The sequence below is a fragment of the Actinoplanes sp. NPDC048791 genome (assembly GCF_040650095.1).
Taxonomy (GTDB): Bacteria; Actinomycetota; Actinomycetes; order Mycobacteriales; family Micromonosporaceae; genus Actinoplanes.
The window spans coordinates 1-15,675 of the sequence record NZ_JBEZGQ010000089.1 but is presented as its reverse complement, the minus strand read 5'-3'; the positions used below and the strand labels follow the sequence as shown (position 1 = coordinate 15,675).

The window sequence follows — 15,675 nt, the reverse complement described above, 5'->3', positions numbered from 1 at the left end:
CGCCGAGGCGACCCCGGCGTGCCGCGGCGGCACGGCCGACAGCACGGTGGCGGTCAGCGGTGCCACGGTCACGGCCAGCCCGAGCCCCAGTACGGTGACCGCGGGCAGCACCTGGGTGAGGTAGTCGCCGGTCGGCCCGATCCGCACGAACAGGCCCAGGCCCAGCCCGACGAGCACCGGCCCGGCGCTCATCTGCAGCCGCGGACCGATCCGGGCCGCCAGAGCACCGGAGCGGGCGGACAGCAGAAGCATCAGGACGGTGATCGGAAGCAGCGAGACGCCGGCCGCCAGCGGCGTGTAGGCCGACACCTGCTGCAGTTCCAACGGCAGCAGGAACAAAGCGCCGCCCAACGCGCCGTAGACGACGAAGGTCACCAGGTTCGTGGCGGTGAACTGGGTGGAGGTGAACAGGTGCAGCGGCAGGATCGGCTGGCGGGCGCGACGCTCCCATGCGGTGAAGCCGATCAGCAGGATGCCGCCCAGGGTCAGCGCGGCCAGTGTTGCGGGAGCGCTCCAGCCGGCGGCCGAGCCTTGGATGAGTCCGTAGGTGAGCCCGACGAGGCCCAGCGTGACGAGGGCACCGCCGAGCAGGTCGACCCGCCCGCTCTCGTCCGCATCGCGTGACTCGGGGATGTGCCGCCGGGCGATCAGGACCACGGCCAGGGCGATCGGTAGATTGATCGCGAAGATCAGTCGCCAGGACACCGCCTGGACGAGCCATCCGCCCAGGAACGGCCCGACCGCACCGGCGACCCCGGTCAGGCCGGACCAGGCGCCGATCGCCTTGCCGCGGTCGGCGGGCACGAACACGGCCTCCAGAATGGCGAGGCTGCCCGGGGTCAGCAGGGCGGCACCGACACCTTGCAGTGCTCGGGCGCCGATCAGCGCCGCCGCGTTCGGGGCCACGCAGCACAGCAGTGAGGCGGCGGCGAACCAGACGACGCCGAGGGTGAAGATGCGCCGCCGCCCGTACCGGTCGCCGAGTGCCCCGGCCACCAGCAGCAGGCCGGCCAGCGTCAGGGTGTACGCGGTGACCACCCACTGCAGCGCCGACAGCCCGGCGCCGAAGTCGCGGCCGATGGCCGGCAACGCGATGCCGACCACGGTGGCGTCGATGGACGCGATCGCCGAGCCGCCGACAGTCGCGGCCAGTACCCACCGGCCCGGTCGACTGCGGTAGGTGAGTGCCGGTGGCACCGTCACCATTTCCTCTCTCCTTCGGATCCGAGTTCGGTCACTGTCCTGATGGCGTCGGCGAACGCGCCGGGCGCCTCCTGCGGCAGGTTGTGCCCGGCATCGGGGATCTGCCGGTGTACGCGCGGTCCGGTGAAGTGCGCCCCGCTCGCACGTCCGTCGGTGGCAGGGAAGTTGCCGTCGGCGGTGCCGTCGAGGGTGACCGTGGGGACGGTGATCGACGGCAGCCGGGCCAGGGCCGCCTCGGCCTGGTCGTACTCGGGCGCCCCGGTCGCCTGCCCGAGCCGGTGGCGGTAGGAATGCAGGACGACGTCGACGTAGTCCGGGTTGTCGAACGCCTCGGCCGCCCGGTCGAGGTCCGCGTCGCTGAAGGCCCACCGGGGTGAGTTGCGGCGCCAGATCACCTCGGCGATCGCGCGCCGGTTCGCGGTCAGGCCGGCGCGTCCGCGGTCGGTGAGGAAGTAGAAGAAGTACCAGAAACCGGCTTCCAGATCCGGCCGTAGCGGCTGCATCGCGGCGCTGATGTCCTGGATGAGGTAACCGTTGACCGAAACGAGCCCGGCGACCCGGTCGGGCCGCAGGGCGGCCGCCACACACGCTGCGCGGCCGCCCCAGTCGCAACCGGCCAGAATCGCCTGCGGGATCGCCAGGGCGTCCAGCAGCGCGATGACGTCGGCGCCGAGCGCGGCCTGCTGGCCGGAGCGGACGGTGTCCTGCCGCCGGAACGCAGTCGGGCCGTGTCCGCGCAGGTACGGGACGATGACCCGGAATCCGGATGCGGCCAGCAGCGGCGCCACCTCGGCGTAGCTGTGGATGTCGTACGGGAATCCGTGCAGCAGCACCACCGGCTGCCCGTCGGCCGGGCCTGCTTCGTGGTAGCCCACCTCGAGCACGTCCGTGGTGACCTGCCGCCGTGCGAGGTCAGTCATCTTGCTCCCTTTCTGCGCGCTGACGCGTGCGATGCCCGCGCTCGTCAGCGCGCGAGCCACTCCTGGTAGGTGGTCTTGGCGATGACGGCGCCGTCCTTGGCGATCAGAGCGTCGCCCTGGACCGCGGCGAACATGCCTGCGCTGTCGTCGGTGACGACCGTGCGGTGGTCGTCGCGCGCAGCGAGGGTGATCTTGCCGAGCTCGTCGAGGGGGAAGACCTCCGGCCCGGCGATGTCGCGGGTGCCGTGCAGCGGGCTGCCCACACTGACGTCGGCCACCGCCTGGGCGATGTCGGCCGAGGCGATCGGCTGGACGAGGGTGTGGGGCAGCCGGACGATGGTGTCGTCCGAGGTCCAGGACAGCACCGATGTCATGAACTCGAAGAACTGCGTCGAGCGCACGATCGAGTACGGGATCGGACCGGCCTTGAGGATGTCCTCCTGCAGCACCTTGGCGCGGTAGTAGACCAGGTCCGGCACCAGATCGACGCCCACGATGGACAGGATGACCGCGTGGCCGACACCGGCGTCCTTGGCCGCCGAGAGCAGGTTGGTCATGGTGGTCCGGAAGAAGTCGGGCGAGGCGTCGTCGAAGGTCGGCGAGTTCGACAGGTTGACCACGACGTCGGCGCCGGTCAGGGCTTCGGGCAGGCCCTGGCCACTGAGCAGGTCCAGTCCGCTGGACGGCGAGCTCGGCACGGCCTCGTGCCCGCTCGCGTTGAGGATATTCACGACCTGCGATCCGATGAGCCCGGTGCCGCCGATGACGGAGATCTTCATGATTGTCGACCTTTCTGGTGTACGGGAATGGATTCAGTGCTGGTGAGAAGCCCGGCGGTCCCGTCGGCGGGCGAGCTCCTCGTCGTCCACGAGCACGAGCATCGGCTGACCCGGCTCGCACAGCATGGTGACGGTGAACCGCAGGGGGATGTCGTCGCGGTTGTTGCCGTCCCGGTAGTGGATGACGTCGCCGCCGGGCTCCCAGAACGCTTCCCGGCGCGGACGACGCGGGCCGGCTCGCCCTCGAGTTCGAACACCATCTCGCCCTCGAGCACCAGGCCGAAGGCCGGACCGGGGTGCCGGTGCGGCGGGCTGCCGGGATCGCCCGGCGGGAACTCGACGACGATCGTCATCGCGTGCGCGTGAGGCGGGATGAACGGCGGTGCGGCCTCCTGCACCACGGTGATCGCCGACTGCCACGCATCCGATCGTGGCTCGGGTCCGGCGGTCGCCGACTCGACGTCTGGCACGGAGCACCTCCTCGTGAACATGGAGCGGAGGATCCGCTCGCCTCGTAGACCGGGCAGCCGCGCCGGTTGTGACAGCCGATCTCCGCTGCCGCGCTCGCGACCGTCCTTTGGCCGATGCGGCGTCACAAAATGCGGGCCGGTCCGGTCTTCACTGATCGGTGCGGCAGCGAGCCCGCCAGCAGACAGGAGAATCCGTACATGGAAATCACCCCCAGCGCGGCCGGCGAGATCATTGATTCGTCACACCCGCACGGCAGCCACGTAGCCGCCCGCGACCACTGCCTCAGCCCTTCCCGTGCGGTGGACCGGCCCACCGGGACGGCCCGGTACGGGCGCATGTTCCCCAGCCTCGATCCGCTGGGCACCAGCCCGACACTGCTGATGCGCGCCGGCGACCACGGTGGGATCTGCGACGCCGCAACGGTCCTGGACGGATTGGACGCCGGGACCGACGATGCCGCTGAAGCCGCCGGCTGGCCCTTCTTCGGCCAGCTGATCGCCCACGACATCACCGCCGACCGTTCCCCGATCGACGGCGGTGCCGACCCCGGCGCGCTGCGCAACGCCCGCGCCCCGAAACTCAATCTGGAGATGCTCTACTCCGACGGCCCGATCGGCTCGCCCTACCTGTTCGACCTCGAGGACCCCGCCAAGTTCCTGCTCAGCCCGGACGGCTACGACGTGCCGCGCAACCGGCAAGGCGTGGCCCTGATCGGCGACCCGCGCAACGACGTCCACCTGTTCTCACTGACTCTGCACGTCGCCTTGTTGCATGCGCACAATCGCATCGTCGACCGGCTGCGCGCGGACGGCGTACCGGAGATCGAGCTGTTCGGCCGGGCACGGACCCTGCTGACCTGGCATCACCAGTGGATCGTGGTCAACGACTTCTTGCCGAGGCTCGTCGGGCGGTCCCTGGTCGAGCAAGTGCTCGCCGAGGGCGGCCGGTGGTTCGCCCCGGCGCCGGGACAGGCCTACATTCCGCTCGAGTTCGCCGACGCCGCCTACCGCTACGGCCACGGCCAGATCCGGCACACCTACCGGCTCACGGCCGGCGGACCGGCGGTGCCGTTGTTCCCCGACCTGGTCGGGTTCGGCCCGATCACCGCCGACCGGCGCCTCGACCTCGCCCAGATCTTCGACGTACCCGGGCTCCCGCCGGCGCAGCGCGCCAAACGCATCGACGGGCGGCTCGCCGCCAGCTTGATCGGCCTGCCCGAACAGGTCACCGGCACGGTGGACACCGCCGCCTACCGCTCTCTGGCCGTCCGGGACCTGCTGCGCGGAGAGACAACCCGGCTACCCAGCGGCGAGTCGATCGCTGCCCTCATCGGGGCGGACCCGCTGACCGCCGACGAACTTGACCACCCCTGGCCCCACGGCACCCCGCTCTGGTACTACATCCTCAAGGAAGCCGAGCACCGCGGCGCCGGCACCCGCCTCGGCCCGGTCGGTGGCCGCATCGTCACCGAAGTTCTGATCGGCCTGCTCCGTGCCGACCCGGCGAGCTACCTCGGCCAGGAACAGCGATGGGAGCCGACCCTGCCCGCCGCCGAAACCCGCTTCGCTCTGGTCGACCTCATCGGGCTCGGCGGCAACCACGGGCGGCCAGAGCCGGTAGTGGGAGCCCGACCGTAGATCGGTCCGCATGCTTGTGGCTGGCTCGATCAAGTGCGGACAGGTCGATCTCTACTGTCAATTCGCGGTTTCGACCTGTCGAACTACGCGGTCGATACGGCGATCAGGGATGATCCACATGATCGCCGTGGCGACGAAGCACGCCAGGGCAGTCCCGACGCCGATGCGGCCGGCCCGGTCGATCGCCAAGGCGCTGAAGATCCCGACGAGGTAGAGGACAGGGGACAGCTTGCCCTTGAGGTCATTGCCGAGGGCCCGATTCAGCGGCGAGTCCGGTCGTTGCAGCCGGATGATCACTGTTTGGAGCACGAAATAGGCGATTGCGGCGGCAAGCAGATTCAGGCCGTAGACGACCACGGGGGTCGGCTCAAACCTCGATTCGTCCATCCAGGCTGTCGTGAACGGCAACAGCGACAAGCAGAACAGAAGTGCCAGGTTCGCCCACAGCACGCCGCCGCTGATCTGCTTCACCAGGTGGAACATGTGATGGTGGTTGTTCCAGTAGATGCCCACGTAGCCGAAGCTGAGGAGGTAGGTCAGCAACCCGACGCCGGTCGTGTGCAAAAGGCCGGCAAGGTCATGGTTCTCCGGCACTTTCAGCTCCAGCACCATGATCGTGATGATGATGGCGAGGACGCCATCGCTGAAGGCTTCAAGTCGGTTGGTCGTCACCGCCCTGTCGTCCCTTCCCCTTCAGCAGTGCCCATGTTCGACGCGGTCATGTTGTGTCCTTTGTTGGTGGTGGCCGGTGGAGGACCGCGGTTGCGGTTCTGTGTCGTCACAAGCCAGGACCGGGCAGACCTGAGATCTGTGACAGACCGGCATCGCGCCGTGGCTGGCCGACGAGCCGTAACCAGGCAAGTGCCTGAACTGAACGAGATCCGCCGCGAGCACGTCTTCGACCTGTGCGCGGTTGAGATCAGGAGACCGGATCCGGCCTGGCCTCGGTCACTCGTCGCTCTAGCATCAGCATCCGGGGTGAGCACCCTGTGCACCGGTTGGTTTGCAGGCCGGCGTCACGTGGTGCGGCGTATCCCGGTCAGTTAGCCAGAGGCCCGCCCGCCCGTGTTCCCCGGCGAGGATGTGCAGCGCGCCATCGAGCAGGACACGGGGGAGAGCCGGAGATGGCCTGTTGCACCAGGTGCGGTGCGGAGCGCGGCTTTGCCGGTTCTGCTCGGCGTCGAAGATCGACAGCATCCGCAATGCGGAGCAGTCGCGCGGACCATGGCTGATGGCGTTGTAGGCGGTGAGCAACCTCCGAGCGGGACCGGTCATGGCAGCTGAGCGCGTGCAACCTGGCGACGTGCGAGTCGCTCTCCGAGGAGGGCCTACCCCATCTGGCGTCGCGTGTCGGTCTGCGGCTCGTCGGCTACCGCGGAGTTCATTTCTACAGCGCGCTTGACCACGAAATCTAAGCTCTTACGACACCCTCGAATGCCGCTGTTCCGGCTCGGGGGTGTTCGTCATGAGCGAGCTGTCTCAGCCGCAAATGATCCCCGCGGTGACTCTGGTAGATCGGTCGGATCCGCCTCGCCGGCGGCCGTCATCTAGGACTGTCGTCCGCCGGCCGTTGCCTCTGGCAAAGCTGTCGGAGACGCGTGCCGGTTCGGCCGTCTATGGCGTGAGCACCTTGGACGCGAGCGGACGGATCGCCGACCGGGCGATTATGCGAGCGCTTGCCTGGGCTGCCGGCTTTCGGCTCGATATCCGCGAGAGCAGGGGCCTGGCGGTTGTCGCTGCCGACGACGCCGGGGCCGCCGGCGAACAGGAAACCACCGCAACCGGCCCTGAAGATGTTCCCTGCTCCGGCGAGCTGGTCAACATGCGGTGCGGAATGGTCGGTCAGCCAGCGTCGGCGTTACGACGGACGTCCATCGTGGCAATCGGCAGCTCGCAGCGCAGGCACCGTAGCGCGTACCGGCTGGTGGGATCAGCGAGACTGGCCAGGATGCGGGGGGTGCCTGTCGTGCCCACGCCGTCGGCCAGGCGATCAAGCGCGGTCCAAAACCGGTCCCCGAGGGAGACGTCCGGCTCGATAAGCAGGTGGCGACCCGCGACCCCGAGGGGGCGGCCGCCTGTGACCACGAGTTGCACCTATCGGACGGTGCGGCAACGCTGCTCCGCTGACGCTGGGGCTTGCCGATCCCGTGAAAGCGGGACGTAAGCGCGGTGAAACCGGATCCGCATACCTTCGCCGGAGTAACTGGGCGGTAGGGCGGGGGGCGAAATGCGGAACCGAAATATTCGTAGGCTGGCAATCGGACTGTCGGTTGCCGGCCTTGCCGTGGCGGGTCTCTTCGCGGTCCGGGTCTTCGCCGGCCCCGCACCCGCGGCGAAGACCGAGCGGATCAGCGCGACGGCGGACATCCTGGACAGTGCGCGGAGCCGGCTCGCCAACGAGTGTCTCGCGCGGCGGGGACTCACACTGCCGGACGAGGTCGCAGCCTCGGGTCTGGACCTGCGGGAGTTTCCGTACGGTGTCGACGACGTCGAGTGGGCAACCTCGCACGGGTACGGCACCGACCTGATGGACCAGGCGGAGCGGGAGCGGAAGTCCAGCCCGCGGAAGCTGTTTCTGGACGGTCTTCCACCGGCCCGCCGGGCCGCGATCCTGCTGGCCATGAACGGGGCCGGACCTCGCAGCACGTCCGTCACCGAGGCGCGACTGCCCAGCGGTGGGGTGGTGCGGCGCAGCAGCGACAGTTGCATCGCCGAGGCGGAACGCGAGCTGTATGGCGACCTGGCCACCTGGTACCGCGTCGAGCGGGTGACCGACAACCTGCCCGGGGTCTGGGTCGCCGAGGTGCTGGCCGATCCGGCCTATCGCTCGGCCATCGGCACGTGGGCGAGCTGTATGCGCGGCCGGGGATACCACTACGACAACCCGTCGAAGGCTCATCAGGATCTTCGCACGGCACCCGGGGCCACCCGTGAACGCGAGATCCGGACCGCCGTCGCGGAAGCCACCTGCGCGCACAGCAGTGGGCTCGCGGCCACTGCGCGAGGCCTCGAGCAGCGATACGCCGCCTCGGTGCGCACGAAGTACGCCGATGAGATCGAGACTCGTCGGCGCCTGGAGGACGCCGCGGTTCCGCGCGCCTGCGCTCTGCTGCCGCAGTGCTGAAAGGGCCGCCCGGTCTGGCACCGGGTGGATATCACCGCCGGCGTCGCCGGCGGGGGAACACATCGAGTGAATGGGAAGTGCATGAGAAAAAGGCAGATGGCAGTGGTTTCCGCCGTTCTGATCGGTGCGGTCCTGGCTGCGGCGCCCGCTGCGGCGGCGGACCCGAAACCCACCAGCAGCGCGGCGGCCGGTAAGACCTCGGGCCCGGCCCCTGCGCCGGGAGCGACCGGAGCGCCGGGAGCGGCCGACACTCCGCACCGGGCAACCGATGCGACCTCGCTGAGCGCGCTGGCCGGGGACGGCTACTTCTACGCGTACGAGCACCGCAACTGGGACACGTCCGCCAAATACTGCCGGTGGGACGACAAGCACGGCGACTGGCGGCATCCGACGTGGAACATGCCGTACGGCGGCGATTGCTACAACTTCGCGTGGTACGAGGACTACATGTTGGACAACATGGCCAGCTCGGTGTGGAACAACGGCGTTCCCGACACCTACGACGACGTCATGATGTTCAAGGACATCGGCTGGGAGGGTGCCAAGATGTGCCTGGGCCAGGGCGACTTCTGGGGCGATCTGGGGCTCGGCTGGGAGCGATTCAACGACGGGTCGTTCGCGAACGATGAGATCGGTTCGCATTCATGGCGACAGGAGTGCAACCTGTAGCCGTCGGGTGACGCGGCGCCGATGACCGAGGGCATCGGCGCCGGCAGTCGTGGCACCGAAACGCCCGCAGTCCGCCGGCGCGGATCGCTCACCGTGCGGATCACTGCCAGACGGGCGATCGCATCCACGAGTCGTTCTCCGGCTGGACCAAACTCTGGGGCGATTTCCTTACCGCGGCGACGCCACAAACTGTCGGCATCACGGTCACCGTCACGGACGACACCGACACCGTCTCTACCGTGACGGTCGGCCTCGACGCCGCTGGTGAACATCTGGAAGTCGTCGTACCGCTCAGCGCGCTCGAGGAGCACCAACCCGGGCAGCCGAGGGTCAGCTGGCGATCCAGTCCGACGGGAACCTCGTCATCTATTCCAAGGACTGGCAGCAACTGTGGGCCATCCGATAGCCCGGTGAGAGCGGGCTCAGCGGTTCGCGTACACGGACCGCACGGCGTCGATGAACGCCTGTCCACGTGTCGAGGGCGGTCCGTCCCTCGTGGGAAACAGCAGCATGCGAAGGTCGGTTGTCAGCTCGAACTGGACCCCGGCACCGTCGGCGTCCTTGTTGACGAAATTGTCGATCGACGTGCCGGCGATGTCGGCAGGCGCGGGCTGTTGAACGGTGAAACCGGCCGACCGCAGAGCCGTCGCCAGCTCGGCACCCGTGGCGGTGTCACGTCCACCGATGTAGGCGATCTCGCCCGGCTTCGTCGCGCCGTGGATCGACAGGGCGTGGGGCCGCTGACGGATCAGGATCAAGCACTCTTCGGTATCCCAGTTCTCGCTGGTCACATGCAGTCGCGGGAAGTTCTGCCCCGCGGGCAGCTTGCCCTTGAACTGACACTGCGTGTGGTCCGCACCCGCGATCGCGCTCGTGATCTCGCTGGTGCGCAGTTCGATCGCGCCGCCGTGCGGAGCAACGACGATCAGCGGCGAGTCGGTGATCGTCCACGTGAGGTCATAAGCGACGCCGGCCTGCTCGACCTTGCGCAGCGCCGTCATCGACGGGTATTCCGCGACCTTGCCGGACGTGGCGGCCGCCGAGAGGTCCGGCGCCTGCGCAACCGGTGCGACACCGCATCCGGTCAGGATCCCTAGCGCGACGGCGATGCCGCCCAAGGCCCATCCTGCGTTCCTCACGTGTTTTCCCCCGTTCGATGGTCGATCGATCCAGCGCTGCCGGCGCTGTCTTGGATCCTACGCAGTTCCCGTCTACCGACATCCGCACGCTGCTGGCTCGCTTCAGTAGTCCGGCAGCTGCCGCAACCTGCGATCGGCGGCCCCGTGTGTGGGTCAAGCAGCCCTCGCGACCGGCGGTCGATGCACCTCCCGTTCTCCAGGGAGGTACCAGCGCACCGCCACCACGATTACCTCGGCGGGGGAAGCGGACGCCCGGGAATGCCGAGCGACGTTGCTCTCCCTTTGAGTTACGGCGGCGGCATGGGCGCACAGGTGCCCAGCCTGCGCCTCAGGGTAGCGGGGCCAGCGGCCACTGGAAGTTGCGCAGCAGAATCTCGGGGTCGCACCAGACCAGCGCACCCTCGGCCTTGAGGTGGATGTCGAAGCGCACCTCCACCTCGGCGAAGACCGTGTCGGCGACCGCCCGTCCGGCGTGCGGGAAGCGGACCTCGGGCAGCGGGGTGAAGCCCGGCATGCCCGCGTGCCGCGAATATCCCAGGTCCTCCAGGTCGAGCAGGGTCCGATCGCTGACGGCCTCGCCGAGGATCACCGGGACCGGCCCGTTCTGCCCGAAGCCGAGCTGGAAGACGGTGTGCCGCAGGTGCAGGCGGCAGGACGCCATGCCGTGCCCCTGCAGTAGATCCCAGTCCGGCGCGAAGCCCACCACTCCGCCGAACAGCTCGACGAACGGCCGTGACACCCACCACCCCGACGGCGGCGCTTCCCGGGGGAAGCGGTCCCCGGTGATGGTGAACCGCGCGGTCGCGCCGAACACTTCATTGCGCGAGACGTTCCACTTGTTGATTTTGGGTCCGCCGAAGATGTGCAGCCCGTCGTTGCGCCAGTCCATCGTGTGCCCGCTGGTGTCGAACGGCTGCGTGAACGCCCACCAGAAGTCCGGCGGCTCGGGTGCCGGCAGGTGCAGGTCCCAGTCCCGCACCCGGTCGTGAACCAGGCGCCGCTTGATGTCGAGTGCCCGCTCCAGAGCGTCCGCGACGCCTGTATGGTGCCGCCGCTGGATCTCGATCATCGTGTCGAAGAGTTTCTCGGTGTCGATCCGAGCGTCGGCGAAGGTGGCGCGGAACAGGTCGCGCCGCGCCCGTACCTCCTCGTCGGCGAGCTCCTCGGTGCCTTCGACGTCGTTGGTGAGGGCGAGTGCCTCAAGCTGGGAGTCGAGCCGGCGGGTGAGCGCCGCCATCTCCTCTGGGTCGAGCTGCTGTTCGCGGTTGACGAGGGTTTCGATGGGCTCCGGCATGGCGACTCCCCGAAGAGGTGGTTGTCGCCCGCAGTATGGTGCCGTCGCCGAGGCGGCCGTGACGTTGAGTCGTCAAGGCGTCACGGGAGTGCCCGTTTGGGGTGCCCCCGGTAGGAATCGAACCTACGACACGGGTACGACGCTCGGGCATGGGGCGACCGGCCACCGTCGGATCGGCTCCGGCAGTTGAGGCATCAGCTGAATCTGCCGGACCGCGAGCACGATCGCCGGTTCCAGGGCACCTCCGGAGTGCCTTGCCTATCTCGCCGCGGGCATCGACGAAGGTGACGCGCGTGAGAGCATGGGCCGTGCTGACGAACACGCGCCGATCGCGCATCGCCGGGCTGTTAGTGAGCGGCGCTCTCCTGCTCAGCGCCGGATCGGTGCTGCCGGCTCAGGCGGCACCCGCCGGGTCGTCCACCGGCCGCCTCGACGTCGCCCTGTTGCAGCAGATCGACTCGCTCAACCCGTTCACCGGGATCTCCGCGCCGGCCCAGCAGATCTTCGGTCTCACCTACGACCGGCTGACCGACTACCGCACCACCGACAACGTGCCGGTGCCGGGCCTGGCCGAGTCCTGGCAGACCTCGCCGGACGGTCGCACCTGGACCTTCACCATCCGCCGCGGCGTGCAGTGGTCGGACGGGCAGCCGCTCACCGCGGCCGACATCGCCTTCACCTACACGACGATCATGAAGCAGCCGACGTCGGTCAACGCCGCCCTGGTGGAGGCGTTCACCGCGGTCACCGCGCCGGCGGACGACACCCTGGTGATCAAGACGTCCGCGCCCACGCCGACCATGCTGAGCCTCGACATCCCGATCGTTCCGGAGCATGTCTGGCGCACCCGGGACCCGATGGGTGAGCTGCCGGCCGGCACGGGCACGGTCGGCAGCGGACCGTTCCGGCTCGTCGAGGCGCGGCCGGGGGAGCAGTACCGGCTGGAGCGCCGCGCCGGCCACTGGCGCGGCACGCCGGGCCCGGCCGAGGTGGTTCTGCGGCACTACACCAACAGCGACGCGGCCGCTCAGGCGCTGCGCACCGGCGAAGTGGACGTCGTCGGCAACCTGACACCGGCCCAGTTCGAAGCCTTGGCCCGGGAGCCGGCCGTGGCCACCAACGAGGCCCGCGGTACCCGCTTCACCCATCTGGGTTTCAACCCGGGCGCGGCCCGGGCCGACGGCACGCCGATCGGCGACGGCAACCCGGCGCTGCGGGATCCGCGCGTGCGCGCCGCCATCGAGCAGGCCGTCGATCGCCGTACCCTGGTGGACCGGGTCCTGCTCGGCCACGGCGACCCGGGTCTGGCCTACTTTCCGCCCACCTATCAGCCGTGGGCCTGGACACCGGCGACCCCGTCGCGGCCCTTCGACCCGGTGGCCGCGGGCCGGCTGCTCGACGAGGCCGGCCTCCGGCGTGGGGCCGACGGTCGCCGGCCGCTGACGCTGCGGTTGTTCGCGCCGGCCGAACGGGTGCACTACGGCCAGTCGGCCACCTTCATCCGGGAGTGGCTGGCCGCGATCGGCGTCACGGTCATGGTCACCACGATGGCCGACACCAAGCTGGGACAGCGGGTCCGCGCCGGCCGCTACGACATGTTCCTGGGCGGCTGGATCCTCGACCCCGACCCGGCGTTCCTGCTGTCGGTGCAGACCTGTGCGGCCCGGCCGGACGCGGCGGGCAACGGCACGACAGACGCCTTCACCTGCAACCCGCGATGGGACGACCTCTACCGCCGGCAATCCCACGAGCTCGACACCGAGCGGCGGGTCGCTCTCGTGCGGCAGATGCAGCAGAGCCTGTACGAGACGGCCGCGCTGGTGCCGCTCTACTATCCGGCGGTGCTCGAGGCCTATCGCCGTGACCACTTCCAGGGGCTGACCCGGCGGCCGGCAGCGAGCGGCAGCCTGGTCGGGGCCTGGAGCTACGTCACGGCGACACCGGTGGTCCCGGAGGCAGGGGCGCCCCGCGGCCATGGAGCGCTGGCCGGGGTGGGCATCGCCGTCGCGGTGCTGCTGGGCGCGGCGGCGTTCCTGGTCCATCGGCGCCGGGCTTCCCGGCACCTGCGCGAATGACGGCGCGGGTGCTGCGTACGGCGGTGGATCTGACCGGTCATCTGTTCTTCGTCGTCGTGGTGGGTTTCGTGCTGTTCCGGATGGTGCCCGGCGATCCGGTGCTGGCCCTCACCCGGGGCCGGCCGACCACCGCGGAGCAGGCGGCCGCGCTGCGTCACGAGCTGGGACTGGACCGTTCGCCGTTCGCCCAGTTCGTCGAGCATGTGCGGCACCTGCTGCAGGGCGACCTGGGCGTCTCGTACGTCTATCACCGCCCGGTCGCCGACCTGGTCCTGGAACGGCTCGGGCCGACCGTCCTGCTGGTCGGCTCGGCCACCGTGGTCGCCGTCGTGCTGGGCGGCTACGGCGGCCTGGTGGCCGGCTGGCGGCCCGGGAGCCGGATCGATCGCACGTCGACCTCGGTGGCGCTGATGCTGTGGGCGACGCCGTCCTTCTGGCTGGCCCTGGTGCTGCTGGTGGTGCTCGGCGGCGGTGCCGGGGCGTTCCCGGCCGGCGGGATGCGCTCGACCGACCCGCCGGCCGGCTTCCTCGCCGCCGCCTGGGACGTCGGCCGCCATCTCGCGTTGCCCTGCCTGAGCCTGATCGCCGTCCAGTACGGGCAGTACCACTTGCTGCTGCGCTCGTCGACGGCGGCGGAACGCACCCACCAGTACCTCCGGCTCGCCCGGGCCAAGGGCCTGACCGACGCGGCCGTGCGACGCCGGCACGTCCTGCCCAACGCGCTGCTGCCGACCGCCACCCTCGCGCTGGTCAACGCCGGCTTCGTGGTGTCCGGGGCGGTCGCCGTGGAGACCGTGTTCAGCTGGCCCGGGCTGGGTTATCTCGCCTACGAGGCCCTCCAGACGCCGGACCTGCCGGTGCTGCACGCGACGTTCCTGGTGTTCTCCGTGCCGGTCGTGGTGGCCACCCTGGCCGCCGACCGGCTGCGGGCGCGGCTGGACCGCAGGCCGGCCGTCACGCCGTGATCTTGGACCCTGGCTCGAGCAGTGCGGCGCCGAGCGGGGTGAGCGTGTGCAGGACCGCCTTGCCGGTCCGGCCCGTGCGGATCAGCCCGGCGCCGCGCAGCACCGAGGTGTGCTGGCTGATCGACGCGGCGCTGACCCCGACCCGGCGGGCCAGCTCGGTGGTGGTGCTGCCGTCACCGATGGACTCCAGGACCGCGGTGCGGGTGTCACCGATCAGCGGGGCCAGCGACATCCGCGGCGCGAGCGTCGCAGCGGACACCGCCAGGCTGTGTTCGACCGGATAGACCAGCACCTGGGGCAGGTCGTTGTCGTGCAGGAAGTCCGGCGTGCTCAACGACAGGAACGACGGGACCAGGAGCAGCCCGCGGCCGTTGAGGTGCATGTCCTGGTCCTGCTGCACGTCGACCTCGAGCACCGGCGGCGACCACCGCATCATCGGCAGGTAGCTGCTCAGCAGACCGTCGGCGCCGCCGTCCAGGAAGGCCCGAGCGCGCCGGGCCCGGTCGGCGTCGATGTGCGCCCGCGCCTGTTCCCAATGGGGCTCGACGGCCGATCGGAAGTGGCCGCGGACGGCGTCGGCCAGCCGCCGCACGGTCTCCCGGTCACCATCGGCGAGGTCACCGGCCCAGGCCGGCAGCGGGTGCTGGCCGGCCAGGATGCCGACCTCGGTGCGCAGTCGCGAGCGCGGCGTGCTGAGCAGCGCCTCGATGCCCGCGTCCAGTCCGTGCCGGCCCTCGCCGGGCGTCAGGAAGTCCGGGAAGAAGCCGCCGGGAATCAGCGGGCGCAGCATCGCCAGGTCGTCCCGCGAGACGTTGCGCGCGGCGCTGCGGCGCCAGTGGTGGAAGGCCAACGGCAGGGCACGGTCGCGCAGGCGGAAAATGCTCAGCACGGTCTCCCACATGGGATCCGGCTGCGCCTGTACGCGCACTCGGCCGAGGTCCTCGGCCGTGAAGTGGATCCGAAGCACAGCGGCCGCCCCCCGTAGCCATCGCTGCATCGATCACGGTCACGCTAGTGGAGGGCCGGACCGGTTGGCAATGCGGCTGCCAGCAGCTGTCGGGTGTATGCATGCTCCGGCCGGGTGAGCACGTGCTCCACCGTGCCGGTCTCGACAAGCGTGCCGTGCCGCATCACGGCGACCCGGTCCGCGATTTGCCACGCCGCGGTGAGGTCGTGCGTCACCAGCAGCACAGACATTCCCGCGGTACGCCGCAGGTCCAGCAGCAGCGCCAGGATCTCCGCGCGCACAGTGACGTCGAGCGTGGCGGTGGGCTCGTCGACGATCAGCAGGCGCGGCCCGACCGCGATCGCCGCGGCCAGCGCCACCCGGGCCTGCTCGCCGCCGGACAGTTGGCCGGGACGGCGTGACAGGTACCGCTCCGGCGGGCGCAGTCCCATC

The 15,675-nt window shown here is 69.9% G+C and carries 14 protein-coding genes; 5 read left to right on the top strand and 9 right to left on the bottom strand.

Annotated features, from left to right (window positions below; translation table 11 throughout):
• The 4 genes from AB0C29_RS09905 to AB0C29_RS09890 form a co-directional block, all read right to left on the bottom strand.
• Window positions 1-1,206, bottom strand: a 1,206-nt coding sequence (locus tag AB0C29_RS09905) for a DHA2 family efflux MFS transporter permease subunit (RefSeq protein ID WP_360817840.1), incomplete at its 3' end; no start/stop codon positions are given.
• Complete coding sequence (locus AB0C29_RS09900; protein ID WP_360817837.1) at window positions 1,200-2,123, bottom strand: alpha/beta hydrolase; 924 nt, start codon at window positions 2,121-2,123, stop codon at window positions 1,200-1,202. The genes AB0C29_RS09900 and AB0C29_RS09905, both read right to left, overlap by 7 nt.
• Before the next feature lie 44 nt (window positions 2,124-2,167).
• On the bottom strand, window positions 2,168-2,902 hold the full coding sequence (locus tag AB0C29_RS09895) for an NAD(P)H-binding protein (protein ID WP_360817834.1): 735 nt from the start codon (window positions 2,900-2,902) through the stop codon (window positions 2,168-2,170).
• Window positions 2,899-3,255 carry a cupin domain-containing protein gene (locus tag AB0C29_RS09890; RefSeq protein ID WP_360817843.1) on the bottom strand — a complete coding sequence of 119 codons (357 nt, stop codon included), beginning with the start codon at window positions 3,253-3,255 and terminating at the stop codon, window positions 2,899-2,901. The genes AB0C29_RS09895 and AB0C29_RS09890 overlap by 4 nt, the downstream gene beginning before the upstream one ends.
• Window positions 3,256-3,570: 315 nt before the next feature.
• Between AB0C29_RS09890 and AB0C29_RS09885 the strand changes: the two genes are divergently transcribed.
• On the top strand, window positions 3,571-5,010 hold the full coding sequence (locus AB0C29_RS09885) for a peroxidase family protein (protein ID WP_360817831.1): 1,440 nt from the start codon (window positions 3,571-3,573) through the stop codon (window positions 5,008-5,010).
• Between the two features lie 57 nt (window positions 5,011-5,067).
• Here AB0C29_RS09885 and AB0C29_RS09880 read toward each other — a convergent pair whose 3' ends face one another.
• On the bottom strand, window positions 5,068-5,682 hold the full coding sequence (locus AB0C29_RS09880) for a TMEM175 family protein (protein ID WP_360817829.1): 615 nt from the start codon (window positions 5,680-5,682) through the stop codon (window positions 5,068-5,070).
• Window positions 5,683-7,294: 1,612 nt separating this feature from the next.
• Here AB0C29_RS09880 and AB0C29_RS09875 point away from each other — a divergent pair.
• Together AB0C29_RS09875 and AB0C29_RS09870 are read left to right on the top strand one after the other, a co-directional pair.
• Window positions 7,295-8,134 (top strand): hypothetical protein, encoded by an 840-nt coding sequence (locus tag AB0C29_RS09875; protein WP_360817827.1) that lies wholly within the window; start codon window positions 7,295-7,297, stop codon window positions 8,132-8,134.
• A 96-nt stretch (window positions 8,135-8,230) separates the two neighbouring features.
• Window positions 8,231-8,803, top strand: a complete 573-nt coding sequence (locus tag AB0C29_RS09870) for a hypothetical protein (RefSeq protein WP_360817824.1) — start codon at window positions 8,231-8,233, stop codon at window positions 8,801-8,803.
• Window positions 8,804-9,225: 422 nt separating this feature from the next.
• Here the strand turns inward: AB0C29_RS09870 and AB0C29_RS09865 are convergent, their stop codons facing one another.
• Both AB0C29_RS09865 and AB0C29_RS09860 read right to left on the bottom strand, forming a co-directional pair.
• Window positions 9,226-9,921 (bottom strand): poly-gamma-glutamate hydrolase family protein, encoded by a 696-nt coding sequence (locus AB0C29_RS09865; RefSeq protein WP_360817821.1) that lies wholly within the window; start codon window positions 9,919-9,921, stop codon window positions 9,226-9,228.
• Window positions 9,922-10,270: 349 nt separating this feature from the next.
• Window positions 10,271-11,236, bottom strand: a complete 966-nt coding sequence (locus AB0C29_RS09860) for a hypothetical protein (protein ID WP_360817818.1) — start codon at window positions 11,234-11,236, stop codon at window positions 10,271-10,273.
• A 293-nt stretch (window positions 11,237-11,529) separates the two neighbouring features.
• On the opposite strand from AB0C29_RS09860, the gene AB0C29_RS09855 reads away from it, so the two are divergent.
• Together AB0C29_RS09855 and AB0C29_RS09850 are read left to right on the top strand one after the other, a co-directional pair.
• Window positions 11,530-13,311 (top strand): ABC transporter substrate-binding protein, encoded by a 1,782-nt coding sequence (locus AB0C29_RS09855; RefSeq protein WP_360817815.1) that lies wholly within the window; start codon window positions 11,530-11,532, stop codon window positions 13,309-13,311.
• Entirely contained in the window at window positions 13,308-14,276 is a 969-nt protein-coding gene (locus tag AB0C29_RS09850; protein ID WP_360817812.1) for an ABC transporter permease, read from the top strand. Before AB0C29_RS09855 ends, AB0C29_RS09850 begins: the two co-directional genes overlap by 4 nt.
• Here the strand turns inward: AB0C29_RS09850 and AB0C29_RS09845 are convergent.
• Together AB0C29_RS09845 and AB0C29_RS09840 are read right to left on the bottom strand one after the other, a co-directional pair.
• Window positions 14,266-15,204, bottom strand: a complete 939-nt coding sequence (locus AB0C29_RS09845; protein ID WP_360817809.1) for a winged helix-turn-helix domain-containing protein — start codon at window positions 15,202-15,204, stop codon at window positions 14,266-14,268. The two genes, AB0C29_RS09850 and AB0C29_RS09845, sit on opposite strands and share 11 nt — an antisense overlap.
• 83 nt (window positions 15,205-15,287) lie before the next feature.
• Window positions 15,288-15,675, bottom strand: a 388-nt coding sequence (locus tag AB0C29_RS09840) for an ATP-binding cassette domain-containing protein (RefSeq protein ID WP_360817806.1), incomplete at its 5' end; no start/stop codon positions are given.

Excerpts from the sequence above, each read along its gene's own strand:
- AB0C29_RS09900 (WP_360817837.1), bottom strand. The coding sequence starts at position 2,123 with ATGACTGACCTCGCACGGCGGCAGGTCACCACGGACGTGCTCGAGGTG.
- AB0C29_RS09895 (WP_360817834.1), bottom strand. The coding sequence starts at position 2,902 with ATGAAGATCTCCGTCATCGGCGGCACCGGGCTCATCGGATCGCAGGTC.
- AB0C29_RS09890 (WP_360817843.1), bottom strand. The coding sequence starts at position 3,255 with ATGACGATCGTCGTCGAGTTCCCGCCGGGCGATCCCGGCAGCCCGCCG.
- AB0C29_RS09885 (WP_360817831.1), top strand. The coding sequence starts at position 3,571 with ATGGAAATCACCCCCAGCGCGGCCGGCGAGATCATTGATTCGTCACAC.
- AB0C29_RS09870 (WP_360817824.1), top strand. The coding sequence starts at position 8,231 with ATGGCAGTGGTTTCCGCCGTTCTGATCGGTGCGGTCCTGGCTGCGGCG.
- AB0C29_RS09860 (WP_360817818.1), bottom strand. The coding sequence starts at position 11,236 with ATGCCGGAGCCCATCGAAACCCTCGTCAACCGCGAACAGCAGCTCGAC.
- AB0C29_RS09850 (WP_360817812.1), top strand. The coding sequence starts at position 13,308 with ATGACGGCGCGGGTGCTGCGTACGGCGGTGGATCTGACCGGTCATCTG.